Annotated in this window: 17 protein-coding genes and 1 other annotated feature (1 of these 18 only partly in view); of the genes, 13 read left to right on the top strand and 4 right to left on the bottom strand. The window is 51.0% G+C overall.

All coding sequences use genetic code 11. The features are described 5' to 3' along the window. Nucleotides 1-131 (top strand) — a binding site (T-box leader); it begins 117 nt to the left of the window's first position. Between the two features lie 74 nt (nt 132-205). Then, on the top strand, nt 206-1,195 hold the full coding sequence (gene trpS, locus SNR34_RS26135) for a tryptophan--tRNA ligase (RefSeq protein ID WP_236414714.1): 990 nt from the start codon (nt 206-208) through the stop codon (nt 1,193-1,195). Nucleotides 1,196-1,349: 154 nt separating this feature from the next. Here the strand turns inward: trpS and SNR34_RS26130 are convergent, their stop codons facing one another. Then, nucleotides 1,350-1,544: a hypothetical protein gene (locus SNR34_RS26130; RefSeq protein WP_236414712.1), complete on the bottom strand. Its 195-nt coding sequence runs from the start codon at nt 1,542-1,544 to the stop codon at nt 1,350-1,352. 119 nt (nt 1,545-1,663) lie between these two features. Here SNR34_RS26130 and SNR34_RS26125 point away from each other — a divergent pair, with 119 nt between their 5' ends. After that, nucleotides 1,664-1,882: an alpha/beta-type small acid-soluble spore protein gene (locus SNR34_RS26125; protein WP_175399207.1), complete on the top strand. Its 219-nt coding sequence runs from the start codon at nt 1,664-1,666 to the stop codon at nt 1,880-1,882. Between the two features lie 117 nt (nt 1,883-1,999). Here the strand turns inward: SNR34_RS26125 and SNR34_RS26120 are convergent, their stop codons facing one another. Next, a complete protein-coding gene (locus tag SNR34_RS26120; protein WP_486180528.1) occupies nt 2,000-2,986 on the bottom strand; it encodes a metal-dependent hydrolase in 987 nt (328 codons plus the stop codon). 279 nt (nt 2,987-3,265) lie between these two features. Here SNR34_RS26120 and SNR34_RS26115 point away from each other — a divergent pair, with 279 nt between their 5' ends. After that, nucleotides 3,266-3,877 (top strand): SCO family protein, encoded by a 612-nt coding sequence (locus SNR34_RS26115; RefSeq protein WP_339274540.1) that lies wholly within the window; start codon nt 3,266-3,268, stop codon nt 3,875-3,877. Nucleotides 3,878-4,185: 308 nt separating this feature from the next. Here SNR34_RS26115 and SNR34_RS26110 read toward each other — a convergent pair whose 3' ends face one another. Together SNR34_RS26110 and SNR34_RS26105 are read right to left on the bottom strand one after the other, a co-directional pair. Further along, on the bottom strand, nt 4,186-4,533 hold the full coding sequence (locus SNR34_RS26110; RefSeq protein ID WP_236414705.1) for a toprim domain-containing protein: 348 nt from the start codon (nt 4,531-4,533) through the stop codon (nt 4,186-4,188). A gap of 184 nt (nt 4,534-4,717) precedes the next feature. Then, complete coding sequence (locus SNR34_RS26105; protein WP_236414703.1) at nt 4,718-5,923, bottom strand: MFS transporter; 1,206 nt, start codon at nt 5,921-5,923, stop codon at nt 4,718-4,720. Between the two features lie 216 nt (nt 5,924-6,139). On the opposite strand from SNR34_RS26105, the gene SNR34_RS26100 reads away from it, so the two are divergent. From SNR34_RS26100 to SNR34_RS26055, 10 genes are all read left to right on the top strand, one after another. Then, nucleotides 6,140-6,595 (top strand): ATPase, encoded by a 456-nt coding sequence (locus SNR34_RS26100; RefSeq protein ID WP_339274539.1) that lies wholly within the window; start codon nt 6,140-6,142, stop codon nt 6,593-6,595. A gap of 12 nt (nt 6,596-6,607) precedes the next feature. Further along, the gene (locus SNR34_RS26095) at nt 6,608-7,765 is read left to right on the top strand and encodes a transglutaminase domain-containing protein (protein WP_438286869.1); all 1,158 of its coding nucleotides are present in this window, start codon (nt 6,608-6,610) and stop codon (nt 7,763-7,765) included. A 94-nt stretch (nt 7,766-7,859) separates the two neighbouring features. After that, entirely contained in the window at nt 7,860-9,905 is a 2,046-nt protein-coding gene (locus tag SNR34_RS26090; RefSeq protein ID WP_486180527.1) for a peptidoglycan D,D-transpeptidase FtsI family protein, read from the top strand. A 404-nt stretch (nt 9,906-10,309) separates the two neighbouring features. Further along, the gene (locus SNR34_RS26085) at nt 10,310-12,211 is read left to right on the top strand and encodes a peptidoglycan D,D-transpeptidase FtsI family protein (protein WP_486180526.1); all 1,902 of its coding nucleotides are present in this window, start codon (nt 10,310-10,312) and stop codon (nt 12,209-12,211) included. Nucleotides 12,212-12,412: 201 nt separating this feature from the next. After that, on the top strand, nt 12,413-14,050 hold the full coding sequence (nikA, locus tag SNR34_RS26080) for a nickel ABC transporter substrate-binding protein (RefSeq protein ID WP_486180525.1): 1,638 nt from the start codon (nt 12,413-12,415) through the stop codon (nt 14,048-14,050). Nucleotides 14,051-14,099: 49 nt separating this feature from the next. Then, nucleotides 14,100-15,044, top strand: coding sequence for a nickel ABC transporter permease subunit NikB (nikB, locus tag SNR34_RS26075; RefSeq protein ID WP_236414687.1), 945 nt, complete (start codon nt 14,100-14,102; stop codon nt 15,042-15,044). After that, on the top strand, nt 15,041-15,871 hold the full coding sequence (gene nikC / locus SNR34_RS26070; protein WP_486180524.1) for a nickel ABC transporter permease subunit NikC: 831 nt from the start codon (nt 15,041-15,043) through the stop codon (nt 15,869-15,871). The genes nikB and nikC overlap by 4 nt, the downstream gene beginning before the upstream one ends. A 36-nt stretch (nt 15,872-15,907) precedes the next feature. After that, nucleotides 15,908-16,711 (top strand): nickel import ATP-binding protein NikD, encoded by an 804-nt coding sequence (gene nikD, locus SNR34_RS26065; RefSeq protein ID WP_486180523.1) that lies wholly within the window; start codon nt 15,908-15,910, stop codon nt 16,709-16,711. A gap of 1 nt (nt 16,712) precedes the next feature. Beyond that, a complete protein-coding gene (gene nikE, locus SNR34_RS26060; RefSeq protein WP_486182517.1) occupies nt 16,713-17,513 on the top strand; it encodes a nickel import ATP-binding protein NikE in 801 nt (266 codons plus the stop codon). A gap of 241 nt (nt 17,514-17,754) precedes the next feature. Then, nucleotides 17,755-18,693 (top strand): metal ABC transporter solute-binding protein, Zn/Mn family, encoded by a 939-nt coding sequence (locus SNR34_RS26055; protein ID WP_486182516.1) that lies wholly within the window; start codon nt 17,755-17,757, stop codon nt 18,691-18,693. Nucleotides 18,694-18,713 lie beyond the last annotated feature (20 nt).

The following is an 18,713-nucleotide window of genomic DNA, read 5'->3' as shown; positions in this document are numbered from 1 at the left end:
GGCCGGCAGCCGAGAAGGCAGGACAGGCCTGCAGTAGGATCTGACGTCTATTCCACGTTACGGAAATGGAAGGCATTTCTTTGAAGGAAGAAATGTGAATTAGGGTGGCACCACGGTCTCACGTCCCTTGCGGATGTGGGATCTTTTTGCGTACAAAAATATAACGATTGTAATTCGACACGATCTAAGGGAGGAAATTTGTCATATGAAAACCGTTTTGTCAGGAATTCAGCCCAGCGGCAAGCTTACGCTGGGCAATTACATTGGCGCGATCAAAAATTTCGTCAAGCTGCAACATGATTATCAGTGCCATTTTATGGTGGTGGATTTGCACGCCATCACGGTTCCGCAGGAGCCGGCAGCGCTTCGCGAGCAATCCGAGGCGGTTGCTGCTCTGTTTATTGCAGCAGGAATCGATCCGACCAAGTCCAACGTCTTCCTGCAATCCCACGTTCCGCAGCATGCCGAGCTTGGATGGCTGCTGACCACACTCACCGCGATGGGCGAGCTGGAACGCATGACGCAATTTAAGGACAAGTCGTCAGGCAAAGAATCGGTCGGAGCCGGTTTGTTCGTGTATCCGTCGTTGATGGCTGCGGACATCCTGCTCTACAATGCCGATCTCGTTCCGGTCGGGGACGACCAGAAGCAGCACCTGGAGCTTACGCGCGATCTCGCCGGACGGTTCAATCATCGTTACGGGGACTACTTCACGATTCCGGAGCCGTATATTCCGAAGGTTGGCGCACGCATCATGTCTTTGGATGACGCATCCAGCAAGATGAGCAAAAGTAACCCGAATCCGGGCAGTTACATCTCGTTGCTGGACACACCGGCCGAAATCCGCAAAAAGATCAGCCGTGCCACGACGGATTCGGGACGCGAGGTCGTGTATGATCCTGCGAACAAACCTGAAGTCAGCAATTTGATGACCATTTATGCGGAATGCGCGGGAATTACGCTGAACGAAGTGGCTGAGCGCTTCGAGGGGCAAATGTACGGTCCTTTCAAAAAGGAATTGGCAGAAGCCGTCGTTTCGGTCATTGAGCCGCTGCAACAGCGGTATCGCGAAATTCGCGAATCGGGCGAACTGACCGAAATCTTGGCGGTTTCGGCAAGCCGTGCCGAAGAAGTGGCCGACAAAACCATTCGCGAAGTTAAGGAACGCATGGGGTTTGTCCCTAAACGCAAGTAGGCTTGAGCCATCTTGCGGAAGGGTTCTGCGAACATGACAAAAAGGAGCGGGATTCGCCGGCAATGGTTGCCTGGGCGATTCGCTCCTTTTGTCATAAAAAATGCCGAATGGCGCTTCTCTTGCAGCCTGAAAAATTCAGCAGGCTTGGGAATACTCAGGATGCGGAATTCGGCGATCCCAAGGATTGGCGCTCTTTTTTGGCGCGAATGACAAAGCCCCAGCCGATATTGCCGATAGATGCCACAAACAGAAGTGCAGCAAGCCAACCGGAATAAGACATCGTAATTGCTGTAACCGTTAACAAAACAATGGACGAAAACGCAAACCATAAAGACAAGCCTTTGCTCATTGGGAAAAACCTCCATCATGATTTTGTTGAAAATTCCGTATAACCTGATACGGGAGAGCCATAATAATCTTGCAAGCTTGCAATACATCACAGACACAGATTGAAAGGAGATTTTAAATATGGCTCAAGGATCTCGTTCTAACAACTTGGTGGTACCTCAAGCAACAGCAGCTCTGCAACAATTGAAAATGGAGGCTGCGCAAGAACTGGGCGTAACAATCCCACAGGATGGTTACTACGGTAACTACACGTCCCGCGAAACAGGTTCTCTGGGTGGATATATCACTAAACGTCTGGTCCAACTGGCTGAGCAGTCTCTGGCTGGGTCTGGCAAATAATCCATCATAATTTTCGCGGTACCAATATCTCCAAAAAAAGCCCGGAGCGGGAAACGCTCCGGGCTTTGCTTTTGCACCGGCTCCTATGTTTGATTTTGCCCTTCCCCGCAACTTTCGTCAAGACCGGGCAGATAAAAGTTTTTTGTTCATCTTCTCTTCGCTTAACCAGCCGACGTACGTATCAATCGTTTCGAAATTTCGATCCATAACGACGACGGCAACGAAAGGATACTGCTTGCGATGCCGATATCTTACGTCCGCCCACCGGACTCTATACCCTGCGGACAGCTCTTCGACTTCAGCGACGGCATAGGACGTGAAATACAGAAACGCAGCCACCTCGGATGATTTCCGTGACGCTTCCACGGCGGCATGGGTCGATGACGTTGCATGGAGATTCCATATCAGTTGAGCGTGCTCCATCTTGCCGATATCATAGGAGCCGTCAGCATACCGTTTCACGATATGCCATTGATTCCACGAAATCGTAGGGATGACCATGTAATGGGCCTTCGTTTTGCCTTTGGCCTGATCCAATTGTTTCACCTTCGCGACGGCTTTGGCATGAGCGGCCACTCGCCAGACGTAATACAATGCGATCACGACGTACAGCGTGATGAACATCGGAGCAGGTGCGACAAGGTCGAAAGCCCATAAGAGAATGGCCACGACATGGGAAGCGAACATGAACGGATCGAAGATGTGAATGACGTTCAAGGCAATCCAGCGTTCCGTGAACGGCCTGCCCGCCTGGGTTCCATACGTATTGAACAGATCGGTAAACACGTGTACGCAGACAGCGATGGCGGTCCAGCCCGCGACATGGCTAATGGGAACATTCGGAAAAAAGAGCGCGATCGCGCCTGTAATAAGCGCTACCCATAACAGCAGGAACGGAGGGGAATGGGAAAGTCCCCGATGGTTCCGGATGTACAGGGAATTGCTTTTGAGGCGCAGCGCAGTGTCGATGTCAGGTGCCTGCGAGCCGACAATCGTGCCGATCATGACAGCTGCGGCAAGCGTGGGGTTCGAAGCTACGACCGGATCGACATAAGCCAGACCGGCCAAACCGACGCCCATGACAAAATGTGTGGAAGTGTCCATAAACGACTCCTTTGAAATCCTTCTTTTTTCTGTACGCAATGACGTGTATCTATCTTAAGGTGATGCCCATATCCAGTGTATAATATCCCCGCGACACGAAGCAAAACATCAGAAAATAGGGGAACTGTACAGGTTCCATGAAGAAATGCGCAAAAGGCATGGGCAATTGCTGGAAAAACAGTTACAATAATGAGAGCTTATTCATAAACAGGTGATTTGTATACATAGACAATGGAAACGACCCGAAAGTTGGGCAAATGAACAGAAGGGACGAATGTGATGCTGAAAAAGTATAAGTGGACCTGGATGCTGCTGGGACTGGCATTGATCATGGCTGTATATCTGACATGGAATACCGTATTCGCCGGCAAAGAGAAACTGCCCGAGATTCGTGAAGTTCAATCCTTCTCCATGGAAAATGTGGACGGGCGAACGATCTCGCTGGATGATACGGCAGGCAAGGTTCGGTTATTTTATTTCTACTTCACGAGCTGTCCGGATGTTTGCCCGATTACGACATTTACCCTTTCGCAGGTGCAGGACCTGCTAAAAGAAGATGATACGTTCGGCAACGATGCTTCATTCGTATCGATCTCGTTTGACCCGAAAGTGGATACGAGGGAAAAGATCAAAACGTTCGCCGACCGCTTCCATGCGGACTATGCGGGTTGGTATTTCCTGCGCGGCGATATGGATCAAACGAAGCAGCTTGCCAGGGATTCGTTTCAGATCCTGATTGAAGGCGAGAGCAAGGACGACTTTGCCCACATGAACATGATCGGTTTGGTTGACAAAAACAACAACCTGCGCAAAGTGTACAACGCCTTCAATACGGAGGACGTCCAACCGGAAGCGATTGCCGCGGACATTCGCGCTTTGATTAAAGAGTAATAAGGAACAGACGACACTGCACAATAAAAGGCTGCAATCAGGGATAACCTGTTTGCAGCCTTTTTATTTTCGGGGCTATATAAACCGAAAAAAACATACACACATAAACGGAGAGGCAGAACCAATCTGGAGAAGCGAAGCGTTCTAAAAGCTTTCTGAAGGATAGCTGCATCGGAAGCATAGGCTTATCACCGGATTTTCCCCTTAGAAAAAGGGAATGAAAAAAATCTGGGGATAACAGCGATCGGAAGATGGTACTGCACTCGCAGTGGCCTTGTGTGATTGATTGTGAGGTAAATATAGAACCATTAAAGCGAAGGCAGTTCGGGATATTGGATATATTCCTCCAAACCTGCCTTTTCGAGTTGGGCGATGATGTATTCGTCCGGAGTGCCTTCGACGCCCGCATAGCCGCGCCGGGTATAGATTTGGACGGCGTCGGGAAAAGCGTCCCGCAGCACACCCCGGATTTTTTTGCCGGAGCTGTCGTTATCCACAAACAGGTACACTTCGTCATATCCGACCTGTTTGCGAAGGGCCTCAAGTTTGACGGTATTCAATGTTCCGAACGTGCATAAGATGTTGATTTCGGGAGAAACGAGGCGTTTCAGTTTACTGCGGTCATTCTTTCCTTCCACAATGACATGAATTGGCATCCTATTCACCCCTTGAACGAGTGCTTGTATCGACATTACCCGGGAAATGTTACAGCGGAAATCGACCGGGAATACCTATAGTGTAGCTGTAAACGGGTGAATAATGCAAAGAAAACCTCGGAACCGGCTCGGGTGCTGTCAAAAGGAAAAAAGAAGCCGATTCGTTGGCAGAAAACCGGGGAAATCAGCTTAATATGCTATGCGGGTCTGAACGGGATGATGACGCTTCATGTCGCGATCTGAAATAGGGAAGCAGCAGTATGCCTAACATCAACAATAGAAATGCAATGAAATAAGGAGAGACCCCGATCCGAAGCTGTCCGGCCGCGATGGGTCCGATAAACGAACCGATTGAGGTGAAGATGGATTGTAACGAGAAGATGCGGCCCAGCTTGCTGCCCCCGCTTAAACGAATGAACAGCGTTGCCATGGCTGGAAAAGTAATTCCTTTGGCCAATCCGAGCACGAACAGAATGCCGGGCAGAGGCCACGCCGGAAATGCAGCCATAGCAAAGAAGCACAGGGACATCAGCAGCACGCCCAACGTCAAGCGGAGCTTCGGGGAATACCGGTTGAGAAACAGCATGCTCAGCGTAAGGAGCGCGCCCAGACTGATGATGGAAAACATAAGCCCTGTGGACATGATGGATGTTGTGCCGCCATTGCGCAGCGGCAATTCAAAAAATAAGATGCCTTGGGCACAAGCAATGAACAGCGGAAGGGCGAAATAACGCCATGAGACAGGCATGAATGCCGCTTTTTCGGAGCTGCTCCCTTTAGTGACGGAGGACGGGCTCGGCGGGACGGTTTCTTTAATTTTTTCTGTTTCGTTGGCTGCATCTACCAATCCCTTGGGCATGGACAAAAAAGCGATGACGCCTGTCAGAATGAGCAGGTAACCCAGGCTGGAGAAGGTGGCCGAGAATCCGATGCTTGCCACAATCAGTGCGCCTGCCGCGGGAGAGACGACCGAAGCCAATGTATGCACAACCCCGTGTCCGGACATATATTTGCCTTGAGTAACGGGATCGCGGGAGAGCTGGGCCAGAAGAGCAAGGCAAGCCGGAGACAAGAAGGCAAGCACAAAGCCGCTGATGGCTCGCAGGGCCAAGAGCTGCCATGGTGTTTGGACGTATGCCTGTAACAGCAAAATGATCCCGGCGCCAAGCAGGCTGAATACGATGTAGCGGCGGCTGCCGTGTTTGTCGATCTGCGTACCGGCAATCAGGTTGCCAGGCAGATGCGTCAGGGAGTAAATGCCCATCATCCATCCAATGAAGGTAGGGGCGGCACCGAGCGAGATGGCGAACGGCGTCAGTATGGGATATTGAGCGTGCAGGTCAAAGACAGCGAGAAACAAAAACAGATAGAGCCAAATGGCCGTTTTCACAAAAGCCCCTCCTTGTTAAGCGATGCCGTTGAAATGTGGAAGATTGCAGACGGGCCATGCCGATCATGCAAAACCGTAGTACTACTTGTACGTGCATTGGGACGAACTTATACCGCTTATTTTTACGGGAATGGGGCTTAGCTGACAGCGGCTCCGGAAATCATGTATAATATTCGGGAAGATTCATTTCTCGACTCTAATTCGGAAGGTGTAATCATGAACATAGAAGTTTGGAAAGAGTTTGTTATGCAGAACTGGCTTGTGATCGTCATTGCGCTGATCATTCTGGTTTTTGTTATGAATGTGCTCCGAACGGTTTTGAAATGGGCGATTGCCATTATCATCGTTGCGGCTCTGGTGATATACAGCGGCATCTCCCTCGATCAGATCAAGCAGACGGTATCTGACGTGCAGAGCAGCACAATGGATACGTTGAAGAAGGAAGCGACGAGCATCATGCTTAAGGAGGCTTCCAAGGCAACCTACAGCCGTGGCGAAGGCGGGGCGTTTACGATCAAGAGTCCTAATGTGGAGATTCAGGGAACCGCTGGCTCGGACAAAGTGGACGTCACGTTTCGCGGCATTTCGCTCGGCGAATGGAAGCTGGACAATGACACGATCCGGACGTTCATCAAACAGGCGGAAGGGAACGTGGGAGCCCCGGCTTCTTAGGCAAAAGGAGGAATGGACAACGTGTTTCAAAGTTGGCTGGACAGCCTGAAGGAATTCAACGGCATCACGATTCTGTTGTTGTTGATTGTTGCGGCGTCTTTGCTGCAAGGGTGGTCCAGGGGAGCTTCTCGTTCGGCAGGGAGGCTGTTTTCCTTTCTGCTGGATGGGATTATGACCGTGGTAGGCATTTTGTTATCCATAGGTTTGACGGTATGGCTTGCACCCTATGTGCAGCAATGGCTGTCCGATCATGCACAGGCGATGCCGGGCCGTGAGTTAAGCCGCATGGAGCAGGTGTATTATACCCTTGTCACGGCAGTGGCGGATTTTCCGCTAATGAGGTTTGCCGTCCTGTTCGTATTGAGTTACGGGATCATTCGAATGTTGTTGGGATGGTTCTCGATGATGTTCTTTAACGTAAGGCATCATCACGCCGAGCCCGGGAACAGGCCGAAAGGGATCGTCAGCCGATTTACCGGCGCGCTGATCGGCACGGTCATCGGTTCGGCACGCGGCATGATCGTTATTGCTGTGCTGTTCATGATCGTGAGTTTGTATCCGGGAAGCCTGTTCAGCAGGTACGTTGAGGCGTCGCCGATCTACATGCAAGGCGCCAAGTCGGTCATTGAACCTTTGTCGGGCAACCTGATCAAGGATCAGCTTCCGGTGTTTACCCAAGCGGTACAGAAGGAGCTTAGCGGCATTCTGCAGCGCAAATATGAGGTCATTGATCATAACATCCCAACGGATATCGAAGCGGCCGCAGCCGAGATCGTGAAGGGCAAATCCACCGAAGAAGCGAAAGCAAGGGCGCTTTATGACTGGGTTGGATCACGCATTCAATATGACTATGGCAAGGTTGAAGATTACGAACAGCGAGGCATTTGGCATGAGCAGACGCCGCAGGACACATTCGACACGCGGAAAGGCGTGTGTATCGATTATGCGAGGTTATATGCGGTCATGGCACGGTCCCAAGGACTGGACGTCAAGGTGGTAACCGGCTTGGGATATAACGGACAGGGCGGTTATGGGCCTCATGCTTGGAATGAAATCTATTTGAGCGATTCGAAGAGCTGGATTCCGCTTGATTCGACATGGGCAGTCAGTGGGGACTGGTTCAATCCGCCGAATTTCTCAGATACCCATCTGAAGGATGAGACAGCATAAAAAGGATATGAAATCAAATGGGCGTAGGACGGATGTTGTAGGACATTGCCTATACTCATAATCACCTCAAAGCCAGAGCGGAAAGCATCAAGTCATGAAAGAGGTAAAACGGATGAACAATCGTTCCAAAGAGAAGGAAGAGCTTACGGACAAACGGCGTTTCAGTTACCGGATGAACGTGTTTTTCTTTGCTTCCTTTATTATTTTTAGCGTAATCATCGTACGATTGGCCTATTTGCAGTTCGTGGAAGGCCCCGAATTAAGCCAGGAGGAAGCGAGCAACATAACGAAGGATGTTCCGCTGGCTCCGGTCAGGGGCACGATTTACGATGCGACGGGCGAAGTGAAATTGGCATACTCCAAGCCGATTCAATCACTTTACCTGACCTTGTACAAAAATTATGGAGACGTGAACGGCGAGCCGAGTCCATATATCGCCGAAATTCAGGACATGGCGACGCGGCTGCATGACGTATTCGAGCAGTATAAGAAAAAGGAATCGCCCTCATTGTCCGTCGACGAAATCATCGAAGAGATGGACCTGAATTCGCGCAAAGCAAACGGGTTCATGCCGCGTTTGATCAAGAGCGATCTTTCGGACGAGGAAGTAGCGTATTTCCTCCAGCACAAGGATGAGTTCAAAGGTATCCAGATCGTGGAGGAAAGCGTTCGTTACTACGATCCGGACACGGTCGCCGTACAGACGATCGGGTATCTCAAGAAGTTCAAAAGTTCCAAAACGCTGGACAAGTACAAAGAGATCGATGCGAAAAATAAAACGCAAACCGACCCTGGACTCGTGTATACCGAGAACGAGTTCGTTGGTTTTGACGGACTTGAGCTCCAGTATCAGGACATTCTGCGCGGCAAAAGCGGGTATAACTCGGTGGACGTAGACCTGCGCAACCTTCCGGAAGGCGTAGCTGGTTCGACCCCTCCCGAGAAAGGATATGACCTGATCACCACCATCAACAAAAACATTCAGGTCAAAACAGAGCAGGCGATCACGGATCAGTTGAGATGGCTGCATACCAATCTGGTGTCCGGCAAGTATCACCAAAATGCCAAAACCGGCTTTGCCGTTGCGATGGAAGTCGACACGGGCAAAGTGGTTGCCATGGCGAGCATGCCGGACTACGATACCAACATTTGGAGAACGGGAAGCATCACCAATCAACAGTATGATGATATCAAGTATATTTATCAGAACGGCACGATTCGAGGGTTTCCGCCGGATGACAGCGGCAAGCGTGCCGAATCCGTCGTGTTGCTCGGTTCAACCATCAAACCGCTCAGTGTGCTGATCGGGTTCAAAGAAGGATTTTTTACGGCCAATACCGTTTATAGCGATAAAGGATACACCACGTTTGGCGGAGACAATCGCAGGGTACAGAATGCGGGCGGACACGTATACGGACCGCTCCGTCCACGCGACGCCATTCGTCATTCCTCAAATCCGTTCATGATTGATGAAATCGGGAAAAAATTGTATGACAGTTACGGAGCAAAAGGAATCGATGTTTGGGATAAATATATGAAACAGTTTGGTCTGGGCGTTTCTACCGGCGTCGATCTTCCAAATGAATATTTAGGCTATCGCGAATACACGAGCAAGACGGAAAGTTCATTGACGAAGCTGGTGTATGGTTCCTTTGGACAACAGGGGAAATATACGACGATGCAGCTTGCGCAATACGTAACGATGCTGGCAAACCGCGGAAAACGGATGGAGCCGCATCTGGTCAGCGAAATTCGCGATTCCGAGGGGAACGTTGTAGAAAAGATCAAACCGAAGGTGTTGGACAAGGTTGATTTCGACTCCTCGTATTGGGACGAAGTGCAGCGCGGGATGGCCACCGAGGTTTCTTCATTTAGTGGTTTCCCATATGACTTTGCTAGGAAGACGGGGACCTCGACACAAGTTGTTGGGGGAAAAAATGTCGATAACGGGGTATTTATCGCATATGCTCCGCGCAACAACCCGAAACTGGCGGTAGCTGTAGTCATCCCGGAAGGGGGATTCGGTTCGACGAGTGCCGCGCCGGTTGCGCGCGCGATTTTCGACGCGTATGACGAAGAGTATGGTTTGGATGGCGTTCCCAAAAAAGACAAAACGGAAAATGCTGACACGCAACAATGAGTCAACTGAATGAATAAGTACCAAGGCGATTTCCCTTCGGATGGATCTGGAGGGAGGTCGTCTTTTTTAGGTCGTACGGAGTATGGATTGGGAAGAGATCCGAAGAAGAAGGCCTTTTTAGTATTTGAGGAAAAATGCCGGTAACGTGCAATGGCCTTTTCACGTTATTTATGTATACCATGCCAACCTCCAGATGACGAAAGTGTAACCAAAATTTGGGCGACATGGGAGTGTGGCTTTGGTAGACTGTTAATATCCAGAGTTGTGCTTTCACTGGGGGAGTTTTATGAAGTATAGACTATTTTGGACAGGGAATGGGTGAGGTACACAGCATGTTCAAGCTTTGGGGAAAGAAAAAGACATCTCAAGAGGATGGACAGATCAATAGGCCTTCAAGCTTAAGGATGAATACATTTTTTTTCGTGGCCTTTGTCATCTTCAGCGTTCTCATATTCAGGCTGGCTTACATTCAATTTGTCGAAGGGCCGGAGCTGACGTACATGGAGACCAGCCGAAATACGAAAGACGTTCCGCTGGCGCCTGTACGCGGCCCCATTTATGACGCAACGGGCAAGATCGCGCTTGCTTATTCCGAGCCCGTGCAGTCGTTATACGTGATGCTTTACGAAGATTACAGCAATGGGGCGAGACAGGAAGAGGCACAGAAGCTCGCAGAAGATCTCGCCGGCATATTCAAGCAGTTTAATCCAGGGGATAAAGAGCAGCCGGACGCGGAAGAAATCATCAAACGCCTTGATCTGGATTACCAGAAGACGCACGGGTACACGCCGCGTTTGGTCAAATCTGATCTGAACACCAAGGAAATCGCATATTTCATGGAAAACAAGGCCCAGCATCCCGGCGTGATGGTGCTTGAGGAAAATGTGCGCAGATACGACCCGGATGGAGTGGCCGTTCAAGTCATCGGGTATACGCGGGAGTACAAGGGGCTGGGATCTCTCAAAAAGTATCAGGAAATCGCCAGCAGCGGAGTCGACCAGCGTGATCCGGGCCTACGTTACGCCCAGGAAGAAATGGTCGGTGCGGACGGGCTGGAATATCAATACCAGGAAGAACTGCGCGGGCGCAGTGGATACCAGTCCATCGACATTAACTCGCGCAACTTGCCGGAGGGTAACATCGTGCAGACGCCTCCCGAAAAGGGATACAGCCTTATTTCCACCATCCACAAAGACATTCAAATGGCGGCGCAGCAGGCTATTACGGATGAACTGCGCAAGCTGCCTAATGCCGTAACCGGTTATGCGGTGGCCATGGAAATCGATACTGGCAACGTGGTGGCGATGGCCAGCATGCCGGATTACGATCCAAATGCCGAATGGGATTACGACAAAATCAAATACGTGTACCGGAACGGGACGATTGCTTCCTTCCCGCCCGACGATTCGCGCAAGCGAGCCGAATCTGTTGTGTTGTTGGGGTCGGTCATCAAGCCGCTCAGCGTGCTGATTGGTCTGAAGGAAGGGCTTTTTACAGCGGGAGAGACGTATCCCGATCTAGGGTACACCACCTTGGGCAAGGATGGAAGACGCATCCAGAACGCAGGCGCCGCTTACAACGGCCACATCAACGCCAGACAGGCCATTCAGAAATCTTCCAACGCCTTCATGATCGATATGGTGGGTAAACGCTTGTATGCGAAGTATGGAGGTGACAAAGGCGTCGACAAATGGGACGAATATATGAAGCAATTCGGGCTGGGCGTATCTACGGGAGTGGATCTGCCTGGTGAGTTTTTGGGCCGACTGGAATACAATGAGTCCTCTGAATCCGGCTTGACCAAATTGGCGTTTGCTTCCTTCGGCCAACAGGCGAAATATACGACGCTGCAATTAGCCCAATACGTGACTACCATTGCGACCAAGGGCAAACGGATGGAGCCGCATCTGGTGAAGGAAATTCGCGATGCCGACGGCAACGTGGTTCGCAAGATCAAACCGAAGGTGCTCAACGAAGTCGAGTTCCCCGATGCCTATTGGGACGAGATTCATCGCGGCATGGCGACCAAGCTCAGCACGTTTGACGGATTTCCTTACGATTTTGCGCGTAAGACAGGCACATCACAGCAGGGCAGCGGGCCAAACAAGAAAGAAAACGGCGTATTTATTGCTTTTGCACCAAGGCAAAACCCGAAACTGGCCGTAGCTGTAGTCGTTCCTGAAGGCGGGTTCGGATCGGTTAGCGCATCTCCGATTGCCCGTAAAATTTTTGAAGCTTATGACGAGGTCTATGGCCTCGACGGTACGCCGAAGAACAAAAAAAAGGAGAATAACAGCGACCAATAGCATGAGTTAATGGATATGCCTGTAAGAGAGCTTGCTGAGTGCAAGCGGCTCTGTACGGGCATATTTTTTTTGTCTATATGTTCCGGAGGTGCATTTCATTTAATTTATATTGACAAAATCGGCGCTCGTCCCTATTCTTAATCCATGATTATGATAATCATTATCATATTTTGCATAATACTGAAAAGGGGTACTGCATCCATGTTCACACATCATCGTAAAACCGCGGCCCTGCTGCTGGCGACCACGCTCTTGCTTCTCTTTGTTGTCGTTGGCTGCAGCAATACAGAGAACGGCGCGGATTCTTCGAACACATCCTCAAACGGATCATCCCAGGCCAAATCGATCACGATGTCCTGGCCTCGCGATATCGGCACGATGAATCCTCACACGTATAACCCTTCGCAATTGTTTGCCCAATCCATGCTGTACGAGCCGCTGGTGAGTTACCAAGAGAACGGAAAGCTGGAGCCGGCTTTGGCCGAATCATGGACCATCTCGGATGATGGGAAAACATACACGTTCAAGCTTCGCCAAGGCGTAAAGTTCTCGGATGGAACGGATTTTAACGCTGGGATCGTCAAAAAGAATTTTGATGCGGTGATGAAACATAAAGACACCCACAGCTGGCTGGGCGTGGTTAATGTCATCGCCAAGACGGAAGCGGTGGATGACCACACGTTTCGCCTGACGCTCACCGAGCCGTATTATCCGGTACTTCAGGATTTGTCTGTCGTCCGTCCGTTTCGCTTCCTTGGCGAGGCAGGCTTTCCCGATAACGGAGACACGTCGGAGGGCATAAAGGAGCCTGTCGGAACAGGTCCATGGATGCTGGCTGAATATAAACAGGACGAGTATGCCGTGTTCAAACGCAACCCGAATTATTGGGGAACCGCGCCGGCCATCGATGAAGTTACCGTGAAAATTATCCCCGATGCAGAAACGCGCGTGGCTGCCTTTGAAAAGGGAGATTTGGACCTGATTTACGGTGAAGGCGTCATCAGTCTCGATGCGTTCAAACAGCTTCGCGAGAACGAAGCGTACACGACTCAATTATCCGATCCGGTGGGAACGCGGAGTTTGCTCCTGAATTCCTCCAATCCAAAGCTGGCCGACGTTCGGGTACGCATGGCGTTACAACAGGGTTTTAACAAACAGGCGATGGTAGAAGGCATTACGTCAGGGCTGGAAGAACCGGCCGACTCGGTGTTGTCCAAAAACTATCCGTATACCAACGTCGATCTGGAGCCGATTCAATACAATGTGCATAAATCGATGGCATTGCTGGACGAAGCGGGCTGGACATTGCCGTCAGGCGGCACAGTGCGGGAAAAAGACGGTCAGCCGCTCGAATTCGAGATGATCTTTGACAAGACGGACCCGATCCAGAAGGCGATGGCCGAAACGATTCAGGCCGAATGGAGCCAGCTTGGCGTAAAGGTCAACCTCACAGGCCTGGAGCTGACGGTACAAATCAAGCGCCTGAAAGCGAACGATTTCGATCTGTATTTCTGGTACAACTACGGCGCTCCATATGACCCGCATTCGTTCGTTAACGTTGTCGCGAATCCCGGCTTCGGCATTTCGGAAACGTTAAGCGCAATCCCGATGAAAAAAGAATTGGACGGCATGATCCGGGAGGTATTGTCTTCGACCGACGAGACGAAGCGCCAGGAGCTGTACGGCTCCATTCTGCAAACATTGCAGGAGCAGTCCGCGATCGTACCAATTTCGTATATCAAGAAGACGGCCGTTTACCAGAAAAAAATTACCCGTTTCGTATTTCCGGCGAATCGTGACGAAAACCCGTTTGCCGGGATGGAAACCGTCACTCCATAATTCAGCCGAACTATGGCATGAGGCAGTTTGATCCAAGGAGGAAAAAAGAGTGATCGGCTATGTCGGTAAACGAATGCTTGCGATCATTCCGATCGTATTCATGGCAACGCTCGTAACCTTTGCATTGATTCATATTTCGCCGGTTGATCCGGCAGAGGCCTATTTGACCGCGGCACACATCTATCCGACGCCCGAGCTGCTGGAACAGAAGCGGCATGAATTTGGCTTGGACCAACCGCTGTTCAACCAATATCTGAATACGTTAAAGCGAATGGCCCGGCTGGACTTCGGTACCTCCTACCTCACGAATCAACCCGTATGGAATGAGGTTAAAACGAGGCTTCCGGCGACTGCGGAGCTTGCATGTTGGAGCATGTTGTTTTCCGCGCTGGTCAGCATTCCGCTCGGGGTTTTCGCCGCAGTATACAAAAACAGCTGGGTTGACATGTTGAGCAGGGCCATCTCCTATTTCGGGGCATCCATTCCCCAGTTTTGGCTGGGATATCTGTTAATCTTCTTTTTCTCGGTCAAGCTTGATTTGCTTCCTGTGGAAGGTCGGGGGACCTGGGAGAACCTGGTGCTCCCGACGATAACGCTGTCGCTGGTCCTGATCGCCGTGTATACGCGGCTGCTTCGTTCCAGCGTACTGGAACAATTGCAGGAAACCTATGTGCGATATGCGCGAACAAGGGGAATTCGGGAAAGTGCCATCATGATGAAGCATGTGCTTAAAATCGCGATAGCGCCATTGATTACAGGGATGGGCATGAACCTGGGGAAATTGCTTACAGGCACGATCATTGTGGAGCAGGTCTTTTCATGGCCCGGGTTCGGGCGCTACTTCGTGGAGGCCATTTTTAACCGCGATATTCCTGTGATCCAATGTTATGTATTTTTGGCGGCTTGTTTGTTCATCGTATGCAATCTGCTCGTCGATCTGATACAGATGTATATGGACCCGCGGATTTCGGCGAAAGGACGGGCAGAGCATTGATGAATAAATGGCGTGCGGCGTTAAAAGGCCGAAGAACAATCATGATGTGTTCTCTGGTGCTTATGATTTTCTTTATCGTTACGCTGCTGGCTCCTTGGATTGCCCCGCATGATCCTGTAAAGGTGGATCTGCTGGACAAACTGAAAGGGCCGTCGGCAGAGCATTGGCTGGGAACCGACCATTTGGGGCGCGACAATCTGTCCCGTCTGATCTATGGAGCCAGAGTATCGCTTGGATTTGCCATCCTCATCTTTTTGTCGTCGTTGTTTCTGGGCGTGATCATCGGTTCCATCTCCGGTTATGTCGGCGGTTGGCTGGACAGTGTGCTCATGCGCTTCTGCGAAGGCATCATGGCCTTCCCGAATCTGGTGCTTGTGCTTGGCATTGTGGGCATTTTCGGGCCAGGTTTGATGCAGGTGCTGCTGGCGCTCATGATGGTGCAGTGGGTATATTATGCACGAATCTGCAGGAACATGGTCGTTACGCTGAAAGAGCGAAATTTTATTGCGGCGGCACGCATCAGCGGCTCGTCCTCATGGAGCATTATTCGCAGACATATCATTCCCAACGTGCAGCGTCCCATCGTCGTTATGGGCACCCTGGAAATGGGCTGGGCGATCATGGACATCTCCGCGCTTTCGTTTCTGGGCTTGGGCATACAGCCGCCGAATGCGGAATGGGGAGCCATGATTCATGAGGGAACCAGTTACATCCGCAGCCATCCGGAGCTGATGATTTACCCGGGTGTGCTGATCCTGGTGGTTGTAATCACGTTTAACGTGCTGGGGGAGGCTCTGTCGGAGCGTTACGGCATTGCGAAACGTTAGTTGTTCTACACAGATTTGGACAGGGGGAACGATACAGTGCATCATCCCAACGTGCTTGAGGTCCGGGGGCTGCAAGTCGAACTGCATATTGGAAAAGAAACCGTTCCGCTGTTAAAGCCGCTGGATTTGACGCTTGGGAAAGGGCAAGTGTTGGGACTCGTCGGGGAGAGCGGCAGCGGAAAATCGATGACGTGCCACGCCATCCTCCGGTTGTTGAACCCGCAAAACATGCGGGTAGAGGGAAGCGTGCGGTTAAACGGTCGTGAGTTGTCTGCACTGCGAGCCGAAGATATGCGGCGTATTCGAGGCAAGGACATCGGGTTTATCATGCAAAATCCGATGAATGCTTTTACGCCCGTATATACGATCGGGTCCCAATTTATTGAAACGCTGCGCACCCACTCGAAGATATCGAAATCTCAAGCCAAAGAACAGGCAGTGGCTGCCCTTGCAGACATGAACCTTCCTGACCCGGGCAGAATCATGCAATGTTATCCTCATCAATTGAGCGGAGGCATGCTGCAGCGGGTCATGATCGCCATTTCCATGTGTTTGCAGCCTTCCTTGCTCATTGCGGACGAGCCGACCACGGCGCTCGATGTCGTCAATCAGCTTCAAGTGCTCCGGGAATTGGAACGGCTTCGCAGGGAGAAGGGGACGTCCATTTTGTTGATTTCTCACGATTTGGGCGTGATCTGCCAACTCGCGGATGAGGTCGCCGTTATGAAAAAGGGAGAGGTCGTAGAGCAGGCCGGCGTGCATGAATTGTTCGATCGGCCGCAGCACGAGTATACTCGGATGCTGCTTCAAGCTCGTCTCCGTGCAAGAAAGGATGCTTAATGTGCTTCAGGTGCTCGGCGTAAGCCATAGTTATGGGAAAAAAAGCTGGTGGAATCGTACAGATACGCGCCCTCCCGTTCTTGAAGACATCTCGATCGAGCTTGAGAAGGGTTGTTGTCTGGGATTGCTGGGGGGGAGCGGGGCAGGAAAGAGTACGCTTGGAAAAATCATCCTTGGACTGCAAAGGCCCAGCAAAGGACAGGTACGGTTTGAAGGATGCCATCTTTATGAGGCAAACGGAGGCATGCCCAAAAGCGTAAGGCGCGATCTGCAGGTTGTGTTCCAGGATTGTTACTCGGCTGTAAACCCGATGATGACGGCGGCGCAGATCATCGGCGAGCCGCTTCGGAATTATGAGCGTCTATCTCCGGCGGAGATGGAGCACCGCATCGGGGAATTGCTCGAACAAGTGGGTCTTCGCGCGGAAGATGGAGCCAAGCGGCCGGAACAATTCAGCGGCGGGCAGCTGCAGCGCGTCAATATTGCGCGGGCGATTGCCCTTAAGCCCAAACTGATAGTGCTTGATGAATGCGTTAGCAGCTTGGATCGGGTGCATCAGGTGCACATTTTGGATTTGCTGGCCGAGTTAAAGGCGAAGCATGGATTATCGTATTTGTTCATAACGCACGATATCCAGGCGGCCATGTCGATCTGTGACCGGATTGCCGTTATGGAGCAAGGCAGGATCGTGCATTACAGCGACGAACCGGAATCCGTGTTTCTTAGCGATCATCCAGCGGTGAAAGCGTTGATTTCAGCCATTTTGCCGGATCACCCATCGCTTCGGATTCCTTTTGCATGAACGGTTTCAGACACGGACACAGATATATCGATAATACAAAGGAAAGCGCCGGGAATGCTCGGGCAAACATAAGTTTGTATAGGAAAGGCAAGGGAAAATATCCCTTGCCTTTTTGTTTGGCATCGCTTAAAATTTGCACAAGGGAAACTTTTTTAGTTATGTTTAAATTTTAATACCTTGTACAACAAAATTAACTCGTCACAATTATTTTAGGAGAGGGAAAGGAGAGTTCACGTTGTTAATGGTCAAGATGAGGAGTATTCACAGAGGGGTTATGACGGCAGCATTGCTGCTGGTTGTCGTATTGACGGCATGTTCGAATGGCACGGAGGCAGGCGGCGAGGGGAAAATGAAAGTGACGGCAACGACCGGCATGATCGCGGATATCGCCCGTGAAGTCGGCGGATCGTATGTGGAAGTCACCGGACTGATGGGACCGGGAGTCGACCCCCATTTATACAAAGCCTCGCAGGGAGATATCCGCAAGCTGGAAGAGGCTGACGTTATTCTATACAACGGGCTTCATCTGGAAGGCAAAATGTCCGAAATTTTTGAAAAAATGTCTGCCGGCAAAAAAGTCGCCGCCGTCGCGGAGAGCATTCCTCCGAAGGAGCTGCGTTCGGGCGAAGAGATGGATACGGAGTATGATCCGCATGTCTGGTTCAACGTCAAACACTGGATGGTGGTGGTGGAAGCCGTGCGGGATACGCTGACCGAAGCAGATCCGGATCATGCAGAACAGTACAAGGAACAGACGGCGGCATATTTGGCGGAGTTGGAGAAGCTTGATAACGAGGTGAGGGAGAAAATCGCGGAAATACCTGAGCCAAGCCGCGTGCTTGTTACGGCACATGATGCTTTCGGATACTTCGGCCAAGCCTATGGCATGAAGGTGATGGGATTGCAGGGCATCAGCACGGCGGCCGAGTACGGGGCCAAGGACGTCAGCGAATTGAGGGACTACCTGGTGGAAAATAACATCAAAGCCGTCTTTGTGGAGTCGAGTGTTCCGGCGAAAGCGATGGAAGCCATCATTGCGGGAGCGGCAGAAAAAGGACATACGGTAAACATCGGCGGAGAACTGTTCTCCGACGCCATGGGCGCCGAGGGCACGGAGGAAGGAACATACATCGGAATGATTCGCCATAATGCCGATACGATTTCCGAGGCGTTGAAATAGCCGTTAACCACATGAAGGAA

The sequence above is a fragment of the Paenibacillus sp. XP01 genome, assembly GCF_057364885.1.
The sequence above is the reverse complement of the archived record's forward strand: the minus strand, read 5'-3'. Positions and strand labels throughout refer to the sequence as shown.